This window comes from Granulicella paludicola, from assembly GCF_025685545.1.
GTDB lineage: Bacteria > Acidobacteriota > Terriglobia > Terriglobales > Acidobacteriaceae > Granulicella > Granulicella paludicola.
Map to the genome: position 1 here is coordinate 277,645 of NZ_JAGSYC010000025.1, position 15,885 is coordinate 293,529.

The window sequence follows — 15,885 nt, forward strand, 5'->3', positions numbered from 1 at the left end:
GGCGATGATGTGTTCATTGCCACCGGTATCACTTCCTTACGATCGAGACCAAACGCGGATGTCGTCAACTATTCTCTTCCGGCCAGCTTCACCCCAGGACGACGCGTTTCTGCGCCTGCTCTTTGTTTCGACGAATGCGACGCTCGCGTTGATGCCGGAGGAGCTTCGGTCTCAGCTCGCTGAGATGCAATACTCCAGCCGTGTGCTGAGTTATGCCGCCAGCTATCCTTCGGCGCAGAATCTCATCCTGAGCCTGGCCGACGCTACACCCATCGGTCGGCTGCTCTTCGGCAAGACGGAGAGCGGCGTCCACCTGGTCGATATCGCCGTTCTGCCCGCGTTTCAGAGTCAGGGCATCGGTTCCTTTGCAATCGCACACCTGCAAACACTTGCGGGAGGGAACTCGATCACCCTTCAGGTTGCGCCGGGCAATCCGGCTGAGGCGCTCTATCGTCGCCTCGGTTTTCAAACCGTAGCCGCGAACGAAACCTCCATCCAGATGTTCTGGGCTGCGGCTTCAAGACCGCTGGCTGAATGCTCCACACCGAACGCCGCGTCGAACCCTATGATCTCTGCACATCTCTCTGAACCTTCTCATGGCAGGGGCCGTGCGCTGCGGGTCGCGGTCGCTGCGGCACTGCTGCTCTCTGCCGGTCTGGCCAAAGCGCAGGGTATTTTGACGGTCACGCCTGGGCGTGTGCTTTCTACTTCTGCCGGTACTGGCACGGTGGGGTACACCGGCGATGGTGGAGCTGCGACGAGCGCTACGCTGGCCGCGCCCAGCGCGGTGGCGTATGACGGCAACGGCAATCTGTACCTGGCCGATTCGCTCAATCATGTCGTGCGTGAGATTGCGACAAACGGTACGATCACCACGGTCGCCGGAACGGGCGTGGCCGGGTTCGGCGGTGATGGCGGCGCGGCGACGGCGGCGCTTCTTGATACACCTACGGGCGTGGCCGTGGATGGCAGCGGCAACATCTATATTGCGGACTCGCACAACCACCGCATCCGTCTCGTAAGTGGCGGCAACATCTCGACGGTGGTGGGGACGGGTACGCCAGGATTCAGCGGCGACGGAGCCGCGGCTTCAGCTGCGCAACTTGCCTTGCCGAGCGGAGTGGCAGTGGATACCGCTGGCAATCTGTACATCGCCGACCGCAACAATCAGCGCATCCGCAAGGTAAGCGGTGGCACCATCAATACCCTCGCGGGCGATGGCGAAGAGTTGTTCGCTGGCGACGGCGGAGCTGCGACCGCAGCGGCACTCGATCTGCCATCGGGTGTTGCGGTCGATACAGCAGGCAAGGTTTACATCGCCGACCGTAACAATCAGCGCATCCGCGTGGTGAACACCAGCGGCATCATCTCGACCCTCGCCGGCAGTGGCAGTGCCAGTTTTTCGGGCGGCTTTTCAGGTGACGGTGCCAGCCCTACGGCTGCGACGCTGGCCAAGCCTACAGGCGTCAGCGTCGATGCTGCGGGCAATGTTTATATCGCCGATACAGACAATCAGCGTATCCGCCGGGTCGGCGGGGGTGCAATTGCCACCATCGTGGGCAGTGGCGCGCAAGGCTTTGGCGGCGACAGCTCGGTTGCGAGCCAGGTCAATCTGAACGAGCCGAAGGCAGTGGCGCCGGATGCAGTGGGCAACCTCTCCATCGGCGATCGCTTGAATCAGCGGCTTCGCGGCGCGGCTCTGCCGACCATCACTTTCGCGAATCAGGGAGTCGGTGTGGCGTCTTCGCCTCAGCCGGTCACTTTGGCCAACACAGGTACGGCTTCGATAACCGTCACCTCAACTGCGTTCACGGGTAGCTACTCGGCAGCAGCGGGCAGCCCCTGCGGGGCTCTGCCGATCACGCTGACGGCGGGCACGAGCTGCGTTGAGAATCTGCTTTATACGCCGCTGGTGACAGGAACAAGCTCGGGTTCGGTCATCTTCAGTGGGGCGGGTGTTGTGCCACAAACGCTCCTGCTCACAGGCACAGCGATCAAGACGGCGACCACCGTCACGCTGACGGCGAGCGTAGCTACCCCCTTCAATGGGCAGGCCGACCTCTTTACCGCGGTAGTGAACGTGGCGGGTACGGTGCCTGCGTCCGGTACTGTGACCTTCCTCGATGGCACCACGGCTATAGGAAGTGGTTCGCTGGTGAACGGTGTGGCAACGCTGACGACCTCGGCTCTGGCTGACGGATCGCACAACATCACCGCGGTGTACGCGGGCGACCTCAATTACACAGGCAATAGCTCGCCGGTGCTGCCGATCTCCGTGCTGGACTTCAGCCTCAACCTGTCGACGGCGAACGGCTACCTGACCGTCACGCCGGGGCAGGCTGGCGTCTTCACTTTCACTGTCGCCCCTGTCGGCCTGCCCTTCAACGTGCCGATTGTGCTGACAGCCACGGGACTGCCGCCCGGAGCAACAGTCAGCTTCAATCCACAGACCATCACGCTCGGCTCGACTGCTACCACCTTTACGATGACGATCCTGACTCTGGTCGCGTTGGTAGAACAGCACCAGTTCTTCGGCAGCGTGACGATTGCCCTGGGCCTGCTGTTGCTGCCGTTCTCGCAGAGCCTACGCCGTCGCGTTCGCGGCACACGGTTACTTACCCTCTGCGGACTTCTGCTGCTTACCCTGGGAGCAATCGGTGGTCTGACCGGCTGCGGATCCAACAACGGATTCCTTGGGCAGTACCAGAAGTCCTACACCGTAACCGTGACCGGAACAGCCACTAGCTCTACCGGCGCAACGCTGCAGCGCTCCACGACCGTAACTCTGGTGGTGGAGTAACGTGAGCTCAACGATCAGTTTGAAATCCCTGAGGGTCTGGAGAGTGACACCAGTGTCTTCCATGTTGCGTACGGCGATCTGCACGGCGGTCTTGGCATTCAGCGCAGCGGCTTGCAATGCGCAGGCTGCTGCGCCTGCCGATCCTGTCGATGTTGCCTTCACCTTCAACGCTCAGCGCACACTGCGGGTCAGCACGGGGCAGAACTTCTGGCTGGAAGGCGGCTCGGCAGAGCTCGGTATCGGCCTGGGGCATGGGTTTGGAATTGCCTTCGACTACACAGGCACGCGGACGAGTTCCATCGGTACGAGCGGTGTGCCGCTGGTGCTGGGCACGGCGACCGTCGGCCCGCGTTACCGCATGTATGCAGCGAGGCGCTGGTCCCCGTACGTGCAGGCGCTCATCGGCGAAGCGACCGGGATGGATAGCACATTTGCCACGCCGACCGGAGCGGTATCAAACGCGAGCAGCTTCGCGTTTCAGGCGAATGGCGGGCTGGACTGTCGCAGCTCGCAGCACATTGCGTTCCGAGTGCTGGATGTGGGCTATCTGCATGCGGGGCTCGGCAATGGAGGCAGTAATACACAGAACCTGCTGCGGCTGGGAGCCGGCGTGGTGATCCGCTTCAAGCCGTAGCTGCGGGAATCAAGCCCACCTTTGTGAAGAGGGCTTTTGTGACTGGATCAACGTCCGAATCCATCCAATATATGGTGTGTCCCTGGTGTGCTGAACGGACGTTCACGCCTGTTGCTCGTGGAATTCAGGCTTGTTTCGGTAGATTAGAAAAAAGCCGGCAGGCACAACAAAGATGGTCATAGTTGCTGACACGGCGAGGCCGCCGATCAAGGCTCGCGCCAGTGGAGCATACGCTTCGCTACCTTCGCCGAGTTTGAGCGCCATCGGCAGCAAGCCGATGAGTGTCGCCAGGGACGTCATGAGGATCGGCCGCAGACGAACGCGGCAAGCTGTAGAGAGGGCTTCACGCAGGGGCAAGCCCTCGCCCAATAGATGATGCACGAACTCGACGATCAAGATGCTGTCCGAGGTCGCAATACCGCCAAGCATGACGACCCCCATCAGGGACATGACATTCAATGTCGTGTGCCACAGAAGAAGTGCGAGAATGACACCGGTAATGCCGGGCGGCAATGCCATCAGAATGATGCCGGCGTCCGTGAAAGACCTGAACTGCGCCACCAGAATAAGAAAGAGCAACAGCACCGAAAGACCCAAGCCGATCGCGAAACTCCTGAACGATTGGTTCATGGAGTTCACGCTCCCGGTCAGCGTCACGTCGATCCCGTGTGGAGCGTTCGTCGTCGCTACGATCTTGTTGATCTTGTCTGTAATGCGGTTTAGCGGCTCATCCTGTGGCCGCACATAGATGTCCACAAACCTTCGAATCTGCGTGTGGTCCATCTCCGTCGGAGCCTGGAATTGCTGGATGTCGGCGACCATGTCCAGGCGTGTGGGGCGCGTGACATGCGTACCGTGCAGTGGGATGGCCTTGAGGTCTTCCAGAGACTTGATTTGACCTTCCTTGTACTGCACCGTGAGAAAGTAGTTGTTGCCACTCTTGGGGTCGATCCAGATCGAGGGCGCAATCATCTGATTCGATGTGACAGCTGTGATGACGTTGGAGACGATCTCTTGTTCTGTCAGCCCCAGTTCATCGGCTCGGGTGCGATCGACCGCTATCCGGAGCGACGGATAGTCGATGTCCTGAGGGATATACACGTCGGCAACGCCACGGAGCTTCCGGATTCTGGCGGCAAGCGCCTGGGCCGTCTGGAAGTCAGCCGTCATATTGTTGCCCGCGACTCGGACGTCGATGGGCGCGGGAGCTCCCATGTTTAGCACGCCATCCACAAGGCTGCCGCTCGAAAAGAACGTTTGCAGTTCGGGCATCTGAGTGGACAGTGCACGCTTTACCTCGTCTATATAGGTGTAGCTGCTGACGGTATGATCTTCGGTGAGCGCGACCTGCGTGAAGCCGGTATGCATTGCGGAGTTCGGGGTGAACAGGGCAGAGAATCCGGGATCGACTCCGATGTTGCTCACGGTCAGCCCCATGTCATGTTTTGAGACAATCCCGCGAACGATGCTCTCAATCTTGGAAGCCTCTGCCTCTGTATCGGTCAGCTTCGTTCCGGATGGGGCTTTGAAGTTGATGACAAACTGTCCGGCGTCTGTCCTTGGAAAGAACGACCTCCCGATGAGAGGGAAGAGGCATAAGCTTGCGAGGAAGCTGACGGCGAAGAATGCCAGGATCGTCCTTGGGGCATCGAGAACTCTGGCGATCAGTTTGTCGTACTCGTGAAGAAGCGTTTCGAAGAAGCGATTAAAGCGCTTGTTGAAGCGTTGACCAAGGCTTCTCTGGCGTGGCTGGTCTGCAGCTACGATCTGTTCATCCTGCGAAGACATGTGGTCGATCTCACCATGCGGGCTCTTGATAAAGCGCGAGCAGAAGAGCGGTACGACGGTGAGCGCCACGAAGTAAGAGGCGATCAGTGAGATGACGACCGCGAGGGCAAGTGACGAGAACAGGAAGCGGCTCACACCGTAGAGCATTGTTACGGGAAAGAAGACGACGATGGTAGAAAGTGTGCCCGCAAGCACCGGAAGGGCAACCTCCTTGCCCCCCTTTTCTGCGGCAACCATTGGAGCTTCGCCACCCTCCAGATGCCGGAAGATATTTTCAAGAACGACGACTGAGTTGTCGATCAGTCTAGAGAGCGCAAGCGCGAGGCCACCCAGCACCATACTGTTGACAGAGCTGCCGGTCAGCTTCAAAATCAGGAACGTTGTAAGCAGCGAGAGTGGAATCGAAAAGAACACGGCTACCGTGGCCCGCATGCTTCCCAGAAAGATCAGGATCATGAGGCAGGTCAGGAATAGTCCCACGCCACCTTCATGTAGCAGCGTTTCGATCGCCGTCTTCACAAACCGCGACTGGTCGAAGACGACGTCCGTCTTGAGCGAGGCTGGAACGTCAAAGAGATTCTTCAGCTTCGCGCGCACGCCGTTGACGATGGAGATGGTATTGGAGTCGGCTCCAGCCTTGAAAATCGGCAGGTACACCGCGCGCTGTCCGTTTACGCGAACGACGTTGAACTGGCGACTGAACGAGTCCTGCGGAGTCGCGACATCGCCCACGCGGACAGGTGATTGCCCCTCCATCTTCAGCGGGACCTGAGCGATATCACCCGCGGCTCCGAGCATGGAATTGGTATACAGATCGTAATCATTGCGGCCAATTTCTACGTCGCCTGCGGGTAGTACAACATTGGCCTCATTTATCTTGCGAACCACATCCATCGGGCTTAGCTGATTGGCTTCCAGCTTGTAAGGATCGGCATACAGCATGATCTGCCGCCAGCGGCCACCGAAGGGCTGCGGAACGGATGCCCCCTCCACGCCAGCTAACTGGTTGCGGACGAAGTTCTGCGCAAGGTCCTTGAGCTTGGCCTCATCTAAACCAGAACCGGAAAGCGTGACAAGCGAAACGGGGATACTGGCTGCATCCTGCTTAAGCACGACTGGTGGATAGGTCCCGGGCGGCATATCCCGTAGATCGCTCATGGCCAGCGAAGAGATTGTTGCGGCGTCTGCATCCGCATCCGTGCCCGTCCGGAAGTACACCTTAATGAGGCTGACCCCAGGGAGCGAGCGCGACTCCATATGATCGATACCACTGGCCAGCGTGAACTGGCGCTCAAGATGATACGTAATGTTGGTCTCGATCTGCGCCGGAGGCATGCCCGAGTAGAACGTCGCCACAGCCACAACGGGCATGTTTACCGCCGGGAACATATCGACAGGCATATCCGAGGCACTGACCGTGCCAAGGATCATCATCATCAGACCCAGAACGACGATTAGATAAGGGTTTCGTATCGAGAATCCCGACATATTCCTCGCATTTTCTTTTTGTGCCGCCTGCTGCTTGGCCGCTAGCTATGTGCGGCATCCGATTCGTAGGTGGCTTGTTGGGCATGCACCTGCTCTCCGTCCGATAGTCCTGTATGCCGCCCGACAATGACCTGATCTCCGGCTCTTAGCCCGGTAAGAACTTCGAGGCGCGTTGCCGTCTGGATGCCGGTGGTCACCTGAACGATACGCACCACGCCATTCCGCACGGTGTATGCCTGCTCTACGCTGCTCCCCAGGCCATCCACGGCATCGATGGGAACACTCAAAACATCCGGGCGATCGGCCAGGTGAAGATGCACCTGCGCGTACATGCCCGGTAGCAGGCTGCCATCTGCGTTCGGTACATCGACCTGCGTGTCCATGGTGCGAGTCGCCATTTCGACAGAGCCTGCATAGCGTGCAATCTTGCCCTGGATCAGGCGGCTCGGATTGGCGACTGTAACGTCGACGGGCTGCCCCTCCCTCACTCCCGCGGCATCAGTGACAGGCACCGGGAGCGTAAGGCGAAGCACATCGTACTGGGCAAGTCTTACAAGCGGCATTGCCTGCGTTTGTGAAGAGATGCCAGCCTGAATCATCGAACCCGTGTTGGCGTAACGCTTCGTTACGATTCCGTCGAATGGAGCGCGAATCGTCGCGTACTGCATCATCGCCCCTGCTCTTGCGTACTCTGCATCGGCGGCGGACTTCGATTCCTGCGCGGCCTGAAGCATGGACTTCGCACTCGCGAGCTGAGCAACCGCTTCCGCATCGCGAGACCGGGCGACGTCTACATCCTGACGCGGAACCAAACCTTGATTCTTGGTTGCGACATCATGGATCCTCTGGTACGAAAGGTGTGCGATGTCGGCACCAGCTTCTGCCCTCTGAACCGCAGCTTGCGCGGTCACGATGTTGGCTTGCGCGGCCGCAACACCTGCCTTTGCCTTTTGCAGATCGTCGTTGATCTCAGGAACTTCGAGGACAGCGAGGACATCGCCGGTCTTTACGTGGGAGCCTATGTCCACTCGAATCGTGCGAACATAGCCAGCCACCTTCGCCATCACATCCACATCCTGGAAAGGTTCAAACTCGGCAGACAGCACCACGTTGTTCTGCAGAGTTGCCGGACCGACGCTGGCCACGGGTACGATGGGAGGCTCGGCTGGTGGCGCCACGTTCGCTTTGCATGCGATCAGCAGGCACGCACCCGAAAACGTCATCAGCCCCAGTGCAAGCTTGCTCGTCTTTTGAACCATACGGAGAAACCCTCTCAGTTCAGAAGTCCCGCCGCGAAATCAAGCTCAGCGCGACGGGACAGATAGGTGTAGTTCGCATCTGCCGCAGAGATCTCCGCAGAGGTCTCGTTCATCTGGGCCTCGTTCAACTCGACGATGCTTCCGAGGCCTGCATCGTATCGTGCCTGGGCCAGACGCAGAGCCTCCTTGCTCTGCGCCACAAGCCGAGCCGTGACGTCCAGACTTTGGAAGGCCTCATTGGCTTTTTCCCAGCTGCTTCGAACCTCCTCTGTCACCACAAGGTGCAACTGTTGAACGTCTTTTGTGCGTGCCTTCGATTCGAAGTCGGCCTCTGCGCGCCTTGCCGCAAACAGACCGCCATTGAAGATCGGTATGTTGAGGTTGAAGCCTGCGGCTGCGTAGTTATCCTGCAGGGTGTGATCGTGATACGGAATCTCCCCGCCAGCGCCAGCCACACTCAGGGTGGGATAGCTCAATCTCTTTTCTGCCGTTGCAAACTGCCGGGCGGCATGTTGCTGCGCCATCGCGGCGTTCAGGTCGGCACGAAGATTTTGTGCCTGGGGCAGGATCGAATCCGGATCCGGCGGAAGCGCACCGGGCGTGGCTGGCTCGGTAAGCGCAGAGGCGATGGTTCGTGTTGCTCCCATCGCTGTAGTGAGATGGGAGCGCTGCTGAGCCACCATACTGCTGGCTTGCACCACGGCCAGGTCAGCTTCACTCGCGAGGACCTCCGCGAACTTCACGTCGACCGTCGACCGCAACTCGCTCTGTGCGAGCGCGTTCAGTTGTCGAGCCACCAGATGTCGGTTTGCCTGGGCTGATTGCGCTGCTCGAAGAATAGCCTCGGCGCCGAGCACCTGATAGTAGCTATCTCGAACGTTCAATCTCACTTGAGCCCGCGTCAGCGTGGCGATGTCTTGCTGTGCTTGAGCATCGGAACGTGAACTGCCAATCAACGCGCTGGTCCGACCGAAGTCGGTAACGAGCTGACTTAATCCTGCGCCGTACGCGAAGCGATTGGAGAGGGAAGACGTCGTCAATGCGCCAGCCGCTGTCGCAGTTCCGGTATCCGCTATTCGAACGCCGGTCGCATGGAAGTCCACGGATGGGAAGTAGGCTGAACGCGCTTCTGTAATCCTCTGCGCAGCAGCACGCGCACGAAGCTGCGCAGCTAGCATCCTGGGCTGATTCGCCAGTGCTGTGGCTTCTGCCTGCGAGAGCGTCAAAATGTCGGTCGGCGATTGCGCCGGGCTGGTTTGCGCTTGGAGGAAGCAGTGGAAAGTTGGAAACAGCAGTGCGCAAAGCGCAAGGGGCTTCGTGAATTTCATCAGGAGATGACCTTCTCCGTCCCACGTGCACTCTTCAAAACCTCTGTTGGGTGCGCTTCAACCAAACCATCGGTAACCATGTCTAAAAGTGCCGGGAGAAGGGCATTCACTTTTGTAGCAGTGTCGACGAAGAAAATAATCACCGGCAGATGCAGCCCGCTTACATCGCCTGCGTTAGCCTTGTGCAGGTGTCGATGCTCTCCGAAGCCGGCGTAAGGACGAAGGACGGTAGCGCCTGCCACGCCCACATCCTTTGCCTGGAGCAGGGATAGGATCTCGTCACTCAGAAATCCGTGACGAGCCCCTGTGTCTTGATTGAGATAGATCGTCACTTTCGTGGCCGGTCCGGGTTGCAGCATGAACCCTCCTCGTTCGCAGCAGGTCGTGGCTACTTTGAGCCCTGTGGAGTAACTTCCAGAAGAGCTGTGGTGTGCTTCCATATTTTGGGTGTGCCATGGGTGGAGGAGAGACCAATGTGCGACGGATCAAGATCGGTCAACGAAACATCGGTAAAGCCATAGAGACCGCAGGCAGACGCCGAGAACACCGACACAGGCTGTTCTGTATCTCCGCCGTCGCAACTCAGGGACCCGCGAGAGTTGGCGATCAGATGTGCGAACTGTCCGCTTTTTTTGTTGTAGCCGATCACATCGCCAATGCGGTCGCGAATCTCCTTCTGTGAAGGCGTCAGTAGATCGCCGCCGATCTGAGTGGTCGTGGCCAGAGGATCATTGTCCGAAGAAGCCGGTTCGCGAGACTGCCATGTTGTCGTGGGGTCGGCCATCGCGCGGAGAGAAACTCGCAGCGGGACCTGTGCCCCCTGAACCTCAAGCGTGTCTATCTGAATGTCTAGGATTCCAGCGGTCTGCTTCGCATAGGGTGTGCTGTCATATTTGAACGCCGTCGCCGTAAGTACATGACCCGTGACTCGTGCGCCAGCCGGCACTTCGCGCCCGTCCGCTAAATGAACGGCCTGCATCGTCCTGGCCTCAACGCTGTCTCCGGCCTTAGCGTTGGAAGCACTCACGCTCTTGGTGAAGGTGATAGGCAGTGTAGCGTGTGCGGCTAGCTGTGGAACGGTCCCTGCTGTTTTTGCATGGGCCTGAACGGGGAGGATGCTGGCCGTAGCTAGCAGAAACGAACTGATGCGAAGAAATGACATGATGACCCTCCTTCAACTTGATACTCATGAAGTGAATCATTTTGTCGCCTGACAGAATCCTGACAATTTCCTGACAAATAGGGTCAGGGAAATTGAACACCTGGCTGTTGTGCCTATCATGATGTCAGGAGGTCAGCGTGCTTAACGCCCCGCGGCGTTCTCATATCCTGGTCATCGATGACGATAGAAAGCTCTCTGCGGCACTAGTTGCCGGCATGGAAGCGGAGGGCTATCAGGTAACGTCAGCGAGCTCTGCTGAGGAAGGATTCTTTCTGCTTCATAGCGAGCGGCCAGATCTCTTGCTGCTCGATCTGACACTTCCGCAGCGGAATGGCCTCGACCTTCTGCGTCAAATCAGGAAGGATCGAGTAGATGTGCGTGTCCTCATGCTCACCTCGCACAACTCCGTCGACAACAGGGTTGAAGGCTTGAATGCCGGAGCCGATGACTATCTCGGAAAACCGTTTTCCTTCCCTGAACTGCTGGCGCGTATTCAGGCTTTACTCCGCAGAAGTCTTCCGGAACCAACCTCTGACACGGTGCAGATTGCTGATCTTTGCATCAACACCAGGACACGCACCGCAGCTCGCAGCGGAAGGCCAATCGAACTTTCGCCTAAAGAGTTCGACCTGTTGCTCTACCTGGCGGAGAACGGTGGTCGTACCGTCTCTCGCGAAATGCTGGCTCGCGATGTGTGGAAGGAGCAGTCCAGATTCACGCCCCTGGACAACGTCATGGACGTGCAAATTGGTCGCCTGCGAAAAAAAGTGGACGACCCCTTCTCCATCAAGCTGCTTCATACCGTGCGTGGAGTGGGCTTTAGCCTGCGGGAGCCTGAGGCGTGACATACCTCTTTGCAAAGCAGATCCGCAGCCGCCTGACGCTCTGGTATGTCTCAATCTTCGCGGTGATTCTCGCGGTCTATGTGGTCCTCGTCTTCAGCTTCCAATACGAGGTCGTCGGCAGGCAGATCTACCACGATGAAGTACAGGATGTGGAGACGGTTGAGGGGCTGTTGTACTTTGACCATCACGGCGTAATGCAACTCGAACAGAGCTACTTCAGCCACCCTCGTTCCCATCTGCTCATTGATCGTTTAATGGAAGTTCGCGATCTTTCAGGCGTCGTTCTGTACCGAACACCAAATCTCAACGGGACGCCGCTCGGTGGCCCGTCACGTCCTGATGAAGGCGATGAAAGCTTCAACTTCCGGGAGGTGAAAATTGCTGACGGCACCCGCGTGTCGCTCATCAGCCACCTTCATTCCATGCAGGGCCGCACCGTCCTCATTCGGCTTGGCTACAGTCAGGCTCCTTTTAGAGAACGGATGGCTCAGTTTCTTGAGGTCTTACTCGTGGCGCTTCCCGTAGCTCTCTTGATTGCGGGCATCGCGGGGTATCAGATCGCGCGACGCGCACTTCAACCGCTGGAAGAGATGGCTCAGAAAGCCGAACGTATTACGGCACAGAACCTCAGCGATCGCCTGGAAATCGAGAACCCGCACGACGAGTTAGGTCATATGGGGACGGTCCTCAACGATCTGCTGAACCGCCTCGAAGAAGCCTTCCGTCAACTTGATCGGTTTACTGCAGACGCAGCCCATCAACTGAGAGCGCCGATGGCGGCGATCCGAGCGGTGGGGGAGGTAGCTCTCCGACCGGGAGCCGGGGAAGGAAACGACAGCGATGCGATCGCGAGCATTCTCGAGGAGACGTCTCGCCTCGATGAGACCATTGCCGGTCTGCTACTGCTTGCCAAGGCAGAGACTGCTCAAGCCCTGGGGCCAAACACATTCTCGGTCACGGAGGTGTCGAAGGAGGTGCTGGCGGTGCTTGAGATCCTCGCTGAGGACAAGCGGATCCAGCTTTTGATGGAAGACCGTGGAACGTCTGGCTTCACGGTAAGGGGTGACCGTGGCCTGATTCGAAGCGCAATCATGAATGTTGTTCACAACGCCATCAAGTTTTCGCCCGCAGAAACAACGGTTCACGTCACTCTTTCAGCCGTCGAACCGTCAATCGAATGGATAGAACTGATCGTGGAAGATCAAGGGCCTGGCATCGAGAGCTCGGAGGTGGAATCTGTCTTCAAGCGCTTCTACACAAGTCCAAGGAAAGTCACCGAGGTCGGCAAGGGCTCGGGATTGGGGTTATCCATAGCGAAGTTGGTCATTCAGCGCTCCGGCGGAGAAATATCCTTTGATGAGAAATTCACCGCAGGAGCTCGGTGCATCATCCGTCTGCCCGCTCATCGAGAGCTGAATGCGGAACAGCTTCGTTCCAGAGCTGCGCGAAGAGTCGTCTGATCCTCGGTGTGTGCATCGACCGGATATCGTCAATGGAGACGTACTTGAGGAACAACCACGATTTTCGCAGTGAGCCTTTGCAGAAGGCTTTTTAGGAAATTTTCAGAAGTGTCTCTGCGTGGCGACGAACTTCACGGACATTCAACTCGCCGCCATGTTCTAGATAGAATCGCTCCATATGCAGTTCAAACACACAGCGTGGGCGCTTCGGGATGGAGCTCCATCGCAGATCAAGAGGATGGCTCAAACCATCGATGGCTACATCTGGTTAGCAACGGCGAGCGGCCCTATGCGGTTCGACGGTTTTTCATTCGAAGCCTATCGACTGCCCCACGGACAGCAATCTGCTGTTCGTTGATCTCGCGGGCGCGGGCCTCGCAAGAAGTCGTTGCTCCTGGTGCTTTGCTGAACGGCGTAAAATCGCATTGAACTAGCTGAACAGTTTTTCCGTCTTCAACGTTACCGGCCCAATCAAGCCTGACGGCGCAAGTGGCGACTTCTTATTGAAGTAGTTCCACGTTGTGAAGGCATATCGTTTTGAGGATGGGCGTGGCTCCTTCTTGAGGAACCACTCCGGAAACTCCTTCATGACTTGCCCACTATCGAGTTCGGGCGCTCCGGTCTCCCATATCCAGTCCGGCGGTTCCTGCTCATCGCCGATCAGACGGTTGGCCCATACGTTGGCAACCTCGATCTCGATCCGGTTTTCGCCTGTCTTCCATGCTGGACTGACATCGATCCGCCAGGGCGCCGTCCACACCACACCCAAACTTTTGCCATTTACTGTGACCGTGGCGATGTGGTGGCAAACACCAAGGTCGAGCCAGTTGGTACTGCCGTCGTGTTGCCCGCTGTGATGGATGGTCTTTGTGTACTTCGCCGCGCCGGAGTAATAGCGGATGCCGGTGTCGGGATGCAACGTCCAGTCGGTGAGTGATTCAAAGACCGTGGATGACGGACCTCCCCAGGCGGGGTCAAATGCCACATGCCAGCTTCCTTCCAGCGTTGCCACTGTCTCCAGCACAGGCGTGTTGCCAGCGTTCAATCCAATGTGTTGCGGCGAAACGGTTTTCTTGTCTAAAGGTTTGGCTAAGGGTTTGCGGAAGACGAGAAAGAAACTCTGCGCACTGGCAAAGTAGAGCGTGAAACCTGTCGTCTTTCCGTCCTGCTCGTAGTCTTGAATGTCGCGCATCGTGCCCCATACAGCGTCCCATAGTTCAGGTTGCCGGCCCGTGATGGGCAGAATTATCTTCACTGATCCAGAACAACGCTCAGTATTTGCAATGAAGAAGATACTTGCATCCCCCAGGTCCCGGCGCACACTTTTGAACTGAGGGTTCAGGCCGTTCTCGTCCGGCATCAAGGCGGTGAAGCCTGCACTGGTCTCGGGCGATGGTGAAACGAATCGACCCCGCTGCAGGAGGTTCTGGCAGCGCCACAGGTAAGCAAACCATGCTTTGCCGGGTTCCCACCAGGTTTGGTTGCGCCCGAAGTGGACGCCCCAGCGTCCCATCACATTGCCCGGCTTGTAGCGTGCGTCCCACGGTTGCTGTACAAAATGATGCACGTTCACGCGGTTGATCCCGTCACAGAAAGCAGCGTCTCCGATTGGCTTGAGCCACGCCGGGGTCTCGCTCCACATCGCATCTTCGGGAGCACTGGTAAAGGATTCTGCGGCTACTATCCTGTCCTTCAGAAGATGTGCCGCCTTTACAACGGGTTCGAGAGTTTCCGGATGATACCTGCCGCCAAACGTCCAGAACTCCACCGTGGGGACATCCAGATATTTGACGACTTCGCTGATCTCCCATGGCCCGGCGTACGGTTCGGCGACGAACTTCACACCGGCCTCATGGGCAAGCGGTCCAGGCGTCGCCCAGTAGCATTCCCGATAGAGGTCATGTATGGTCTGCGTGAAGTCGGCATGAAATTTCTTCGTGTCTGACTCGCTTTGCAACGTGCGTCCAGCCAGTGCCGGTAACCATGTTAGGAGGTCGTATCCGCGACGGCTCTTGAACTGCTCCCGCATCTTGGGCGTCCATGTCGGCGTTCCCGCCTCATAGCTGTCGAAGTAAAGCGTGGTCAGTCCGGTGCCGGAGGTGCCGCCCATCAGGTCCCCCAGATGTCTCTTCATGTCTGAAAGCACATGCTTCACATGAAATGTGACCGCCTCGGCACTCATCTTGTCGCACTCCAGGCCCATCGCGTCCCATTGCGCGGGTTGGATCATCGCGCCGGTGGTCGTATGGCCGAAGCGATAGATCGTCCAGTCGCCAGCAGGGGCGCTCCAGTCAATTTCGCCCGCCTCGTTCATGTGCGCGGTCAGATCGATGACCTTGTCCGCCGAAGCAGTTCCATCGGAGGGAAGGGCAATGACAGCAATGTCGCGGTAGTAGCTGTTGCGGGCCTTTACGATCGGGTTATCGATCCGGCCAAGCGCGGGTATATACACCCTTGGAAACTGCGCGTGCGGATGTGGATCGACCTTGGCCTTGGCCAGGTTCCCTCGGAATTTACCACCACTGACCTTCGTCTCCGACCAGACCACCTCCTGCATGGAAAGCTCCGGCGTGATCCATGGGCCGCCGCTGCTTTCGTAGCCGGCGCAGTTGTGCAGGATAAGTTCCAGGCCAAGACGTTTGCACTCAGTGGCTGCATGGCGCACGAACTTCCACCAGGGTTCTGTAAACGTCACGACATCCGGTGTGGGACTCTTGCCGATGAAGGCCGCCCAAGGGACGGTGGAGTCGGCCAGCGAGAAGATCGTTGCGCCACCAATTCCGGCAGACTTCATGGCTTCAAGATCGGCTGTGATTCCGCTGGCGGAGATATTGGACCCCATCCACATCCAGAGAACGTAAGGCCGGGCCGACTCTGGCGGATTGACGAACGACCAATCGTTTTCGGATAGAGAATCGCTCGGAGAGGTGGACGACCCCTGTTGATCTGATTTGAGCGTATGGGTGATGTACGCGCTGGCGCCGGGTAGGAGCGCGCAAAAAGTTCGCCGGGTCAACATGGGGTGTGATCCTCTTTTGGTTGGCTACCGCTATCTTCAAATGAAATATAAATTCCAAGAGTGAAAATTGATTGGAGCCATTTATTCATGAAAGGAGTCTAC

At 58.0% G+C, this 15,885-nt stretch carries 11 protein-coding genes; 5 read left to right on the forward strand and 6 right to left on the reverse strand.

All coding sequences use genetic code 11. The annotated features are described in order from the left end of the window. Window positions 1–58 precede the first annotated feature (58 nt). Together OHL14_RS13035 and OHL14_RS13040 are read left to right on the forward strand one after the other, a co-directional pair. Complete coding sequence (locus tag OHL14_RS13035) at window positions 59–2,800, forward strand: GNAT family N-acetyltransferase (protein ID WP_263379791.1); 2,742 nt, start codon at window positions 59–61, stop codon at window positions 2,798–2,800. Between the two features lie 61 nt (window positions 2,801–2,861). Continuing rightward, window positions 2,862–3,434 carry a porin family protein gene (locus OHL14_RS13040; RefSeq protein ID WP_263380281.1) on the forward strand — a complete coding sequence of 191 codons (573 nt, stop codon included), beginning with the start codon at window positions 2,862–2,864 and terminating at the stop codon, window positions 3,432–3,434. A gap of 102 nt (window positions 3,435–3,536) precedes the next feature. Here OHL14_RS13040 and OHL14_RS13045 read toward each other — a convergent pair whose 3' ends face one another. Genes OHL14_RS13045 through OHL14_RS13065 form a run of 5 tightly spaced genes read right to left on the reverse strand, consistent with a single transcriptional unit; the run spans window position 3,537 to window position 10,459 of the window. Continuing rightward, window positions 3,537–6,710 carry an efflux RND transporter permease subunit gene (locus OHL14_RS13045; protein ID WP_263379792.1) on the reverse strand — a complete coding sequence of 1,058 codons (3,174 nt, stop codon included), beginning with the start codon at window positions 6,708–6,710 and terminating at the stop codon, window positions 3,537–3,539. A gap of 41 nt (window positions 6,711–6,751) precedes the next feature. Beyond that, window positions 6,752–7,969: an efflux RND transporter periplasmic adaptor subunit gene (locus OHL14_RS13050; protein ID WP_263379793.1), complete on the reverse strand. Its 1,218-nt coding sequence runs from the start codon at window positions 7,967–7,969 to the stop codon at window positions 6,752–6,754. A 14-nt stretch (window positions 7,970–7,983) separates the two neighbouring features. Further along, window positions 7,984–9,297, reverse strand: a complete 1,314-nt coding sequence (locus OHL14_RS13055; protein WP_263379794.1) for a TolC family protein — start codon at window positions 9,295–9,297, stop codon at window positions 7,984–7,986. Continuing rightward, complete coding sequence (locus OHL14_RS13060) at window positions 9,297–9,656, reverse strand: DUF190 domain-containing protein (protein ID WP_263379795.1); 360 nt, start codon at window positions 9,654–9,656, stop codon at window positions 9,297–9,299. Before OHL14_RS13060 ends, OHL14_RS13055 begins: the two co-directional genes overlap by 1 nt. Before the next feature lie 29 nt (window positions 9,657–9,685). Next, window positions 9,686–10,459: a hypothetical protein gene (locus OHL14_RS13065; RefSeq protein WP_263379796.1), complete on the reverse strand. Its 774-nt coding sequence runs from the start codon at window positions 10,457–10,459 to the stop codon at window positions 9,686–9,688. A gap of 137 nt (window positions 10,460–10,596) precedes the next feature. Between OHL14_RS13065 and OHL14_RS13070 the strand changes: the two genes are divergently transcribed. The 3 genes from OHL14_RS13070 (at window position 10,597) to OHL14_RS13080 (ending at window position 13,122) form a co-directional block, all read left to right on the forward strand. Next, window positions 10,597–11,304 carry a response regulator transcription factor gene (locus OHL14_RS13070; RefSeq protein WP_263379797.1) on the forward strand — a complete coding sequence of 236 codons (708 nt, stop codon included), beginning with the start codon at window positions 10,597–10,599 and terminating at the stop codon, window positions 11,302–11,304. Then, window positions 11,301–12,764, forward strand: a complete 1,464-nt coding sequence (locus OHL14_RS13075; RefSeq protein WP_263379798.1) for a sensor histidine kinase — start codon at window positions 11,301–11,303, stop codon at window positions 12,762–12,764. Before OHL14_RS13070 ends, OHL14_RS13075 begins: the two co-directional genes overlap by 4 nt. A gap of 178 nt (window positions 12,765–12,942) precedes the next feature. After that, window positions 12,943–13,122, forward strand: coding sequence for a hypothetical protein (locus OHL14_RS13080; protein ID WP_263379799.1), 180 nt, complete (start codon window positions 12,943–12,945; stop codon window positions 13,120–13,122). Window positions 13,123–13,194: 72 nt separating this feature from the next. On the opposite strand, the gene OHL14_RS13085 is transcribed toward OHL14_RS13080, so the two are convergent. Next, window positions 13,195–15,783, reverse strand: coding sequence for a glycosyl hydrolase (locus OHL14_RS13085; RefSeq protein ID WP_263379800.1), 2,589 nt, complete (start codon window positions 15,781–15,783; stop codon window positions 13,195–13,197). Window positions 15,784–15,885: the final 102 nt, after the last annotated feature.

Coding starts and splice junctions, on each gene's coding strand:
- OHL14_RS13065 (WP_263379796.1), bottom strand. CDS start 10,459: ATGTCATTTCTTCGCATCAGTTCGTTTCTGCTAGCTACGGCCAGCATC.
- OHL14_RS13055 (WP_263379794.1), bottom strand. CDS start 9,297: ATGAAATTCACGAAGCCCCTTGCGCTTTGCGCACTGCTGTTTCCAACT.
- OHL14_RS13080 (WP_263379799.1), top strand. CDS start 12,943: ATGCAGTTCAAACACACAGCGTGGGCGCTTCGGGATGGAGCTCCATCG.
- OHL14_RS13060 (WP_263379795.1), bottom strand. CDS start 9,656: ATGCTGCAACCCGGACCGGCCACGAAAGTGACGATCTATCTCAATCAA.
- OHL14_RS13045 (WP_263379792.1), bottom strand. CDS start 6,710: ATGTCGGGATTCTCGATACGAAACCCTTATCTAATCGTCGTTCTGGGT.
- OHL14_RS13035 (WP_263379791.1), top strand. CDS start 59: ATGTCGTCAACTATTCTCTTCCGGCCAGCTTCACCCCAGGACGACGCG.
- OHL14_RS13050 (WP_263379793.1), bottom strand. CDS start 7,969: ATGGTTCAAAAGACGAGCAAGCTTGCACTGGGGCTGATGACGTTTTCG.
- OHL14_RS13085 (WP_263379800.1), bottom strand. CDS start 15,783: ATGTTGACCCGGCGAACTTTTTGCGCGCTCCTACCCGGCGCCAGCGCG.
- OHL14_RS13040 (WP_263380281.1), top strand. CDS start 2,862: ATGTTGCGTACGGCGATCTGCACGGCGGTCTTGGCATTCAGCGCAGCG.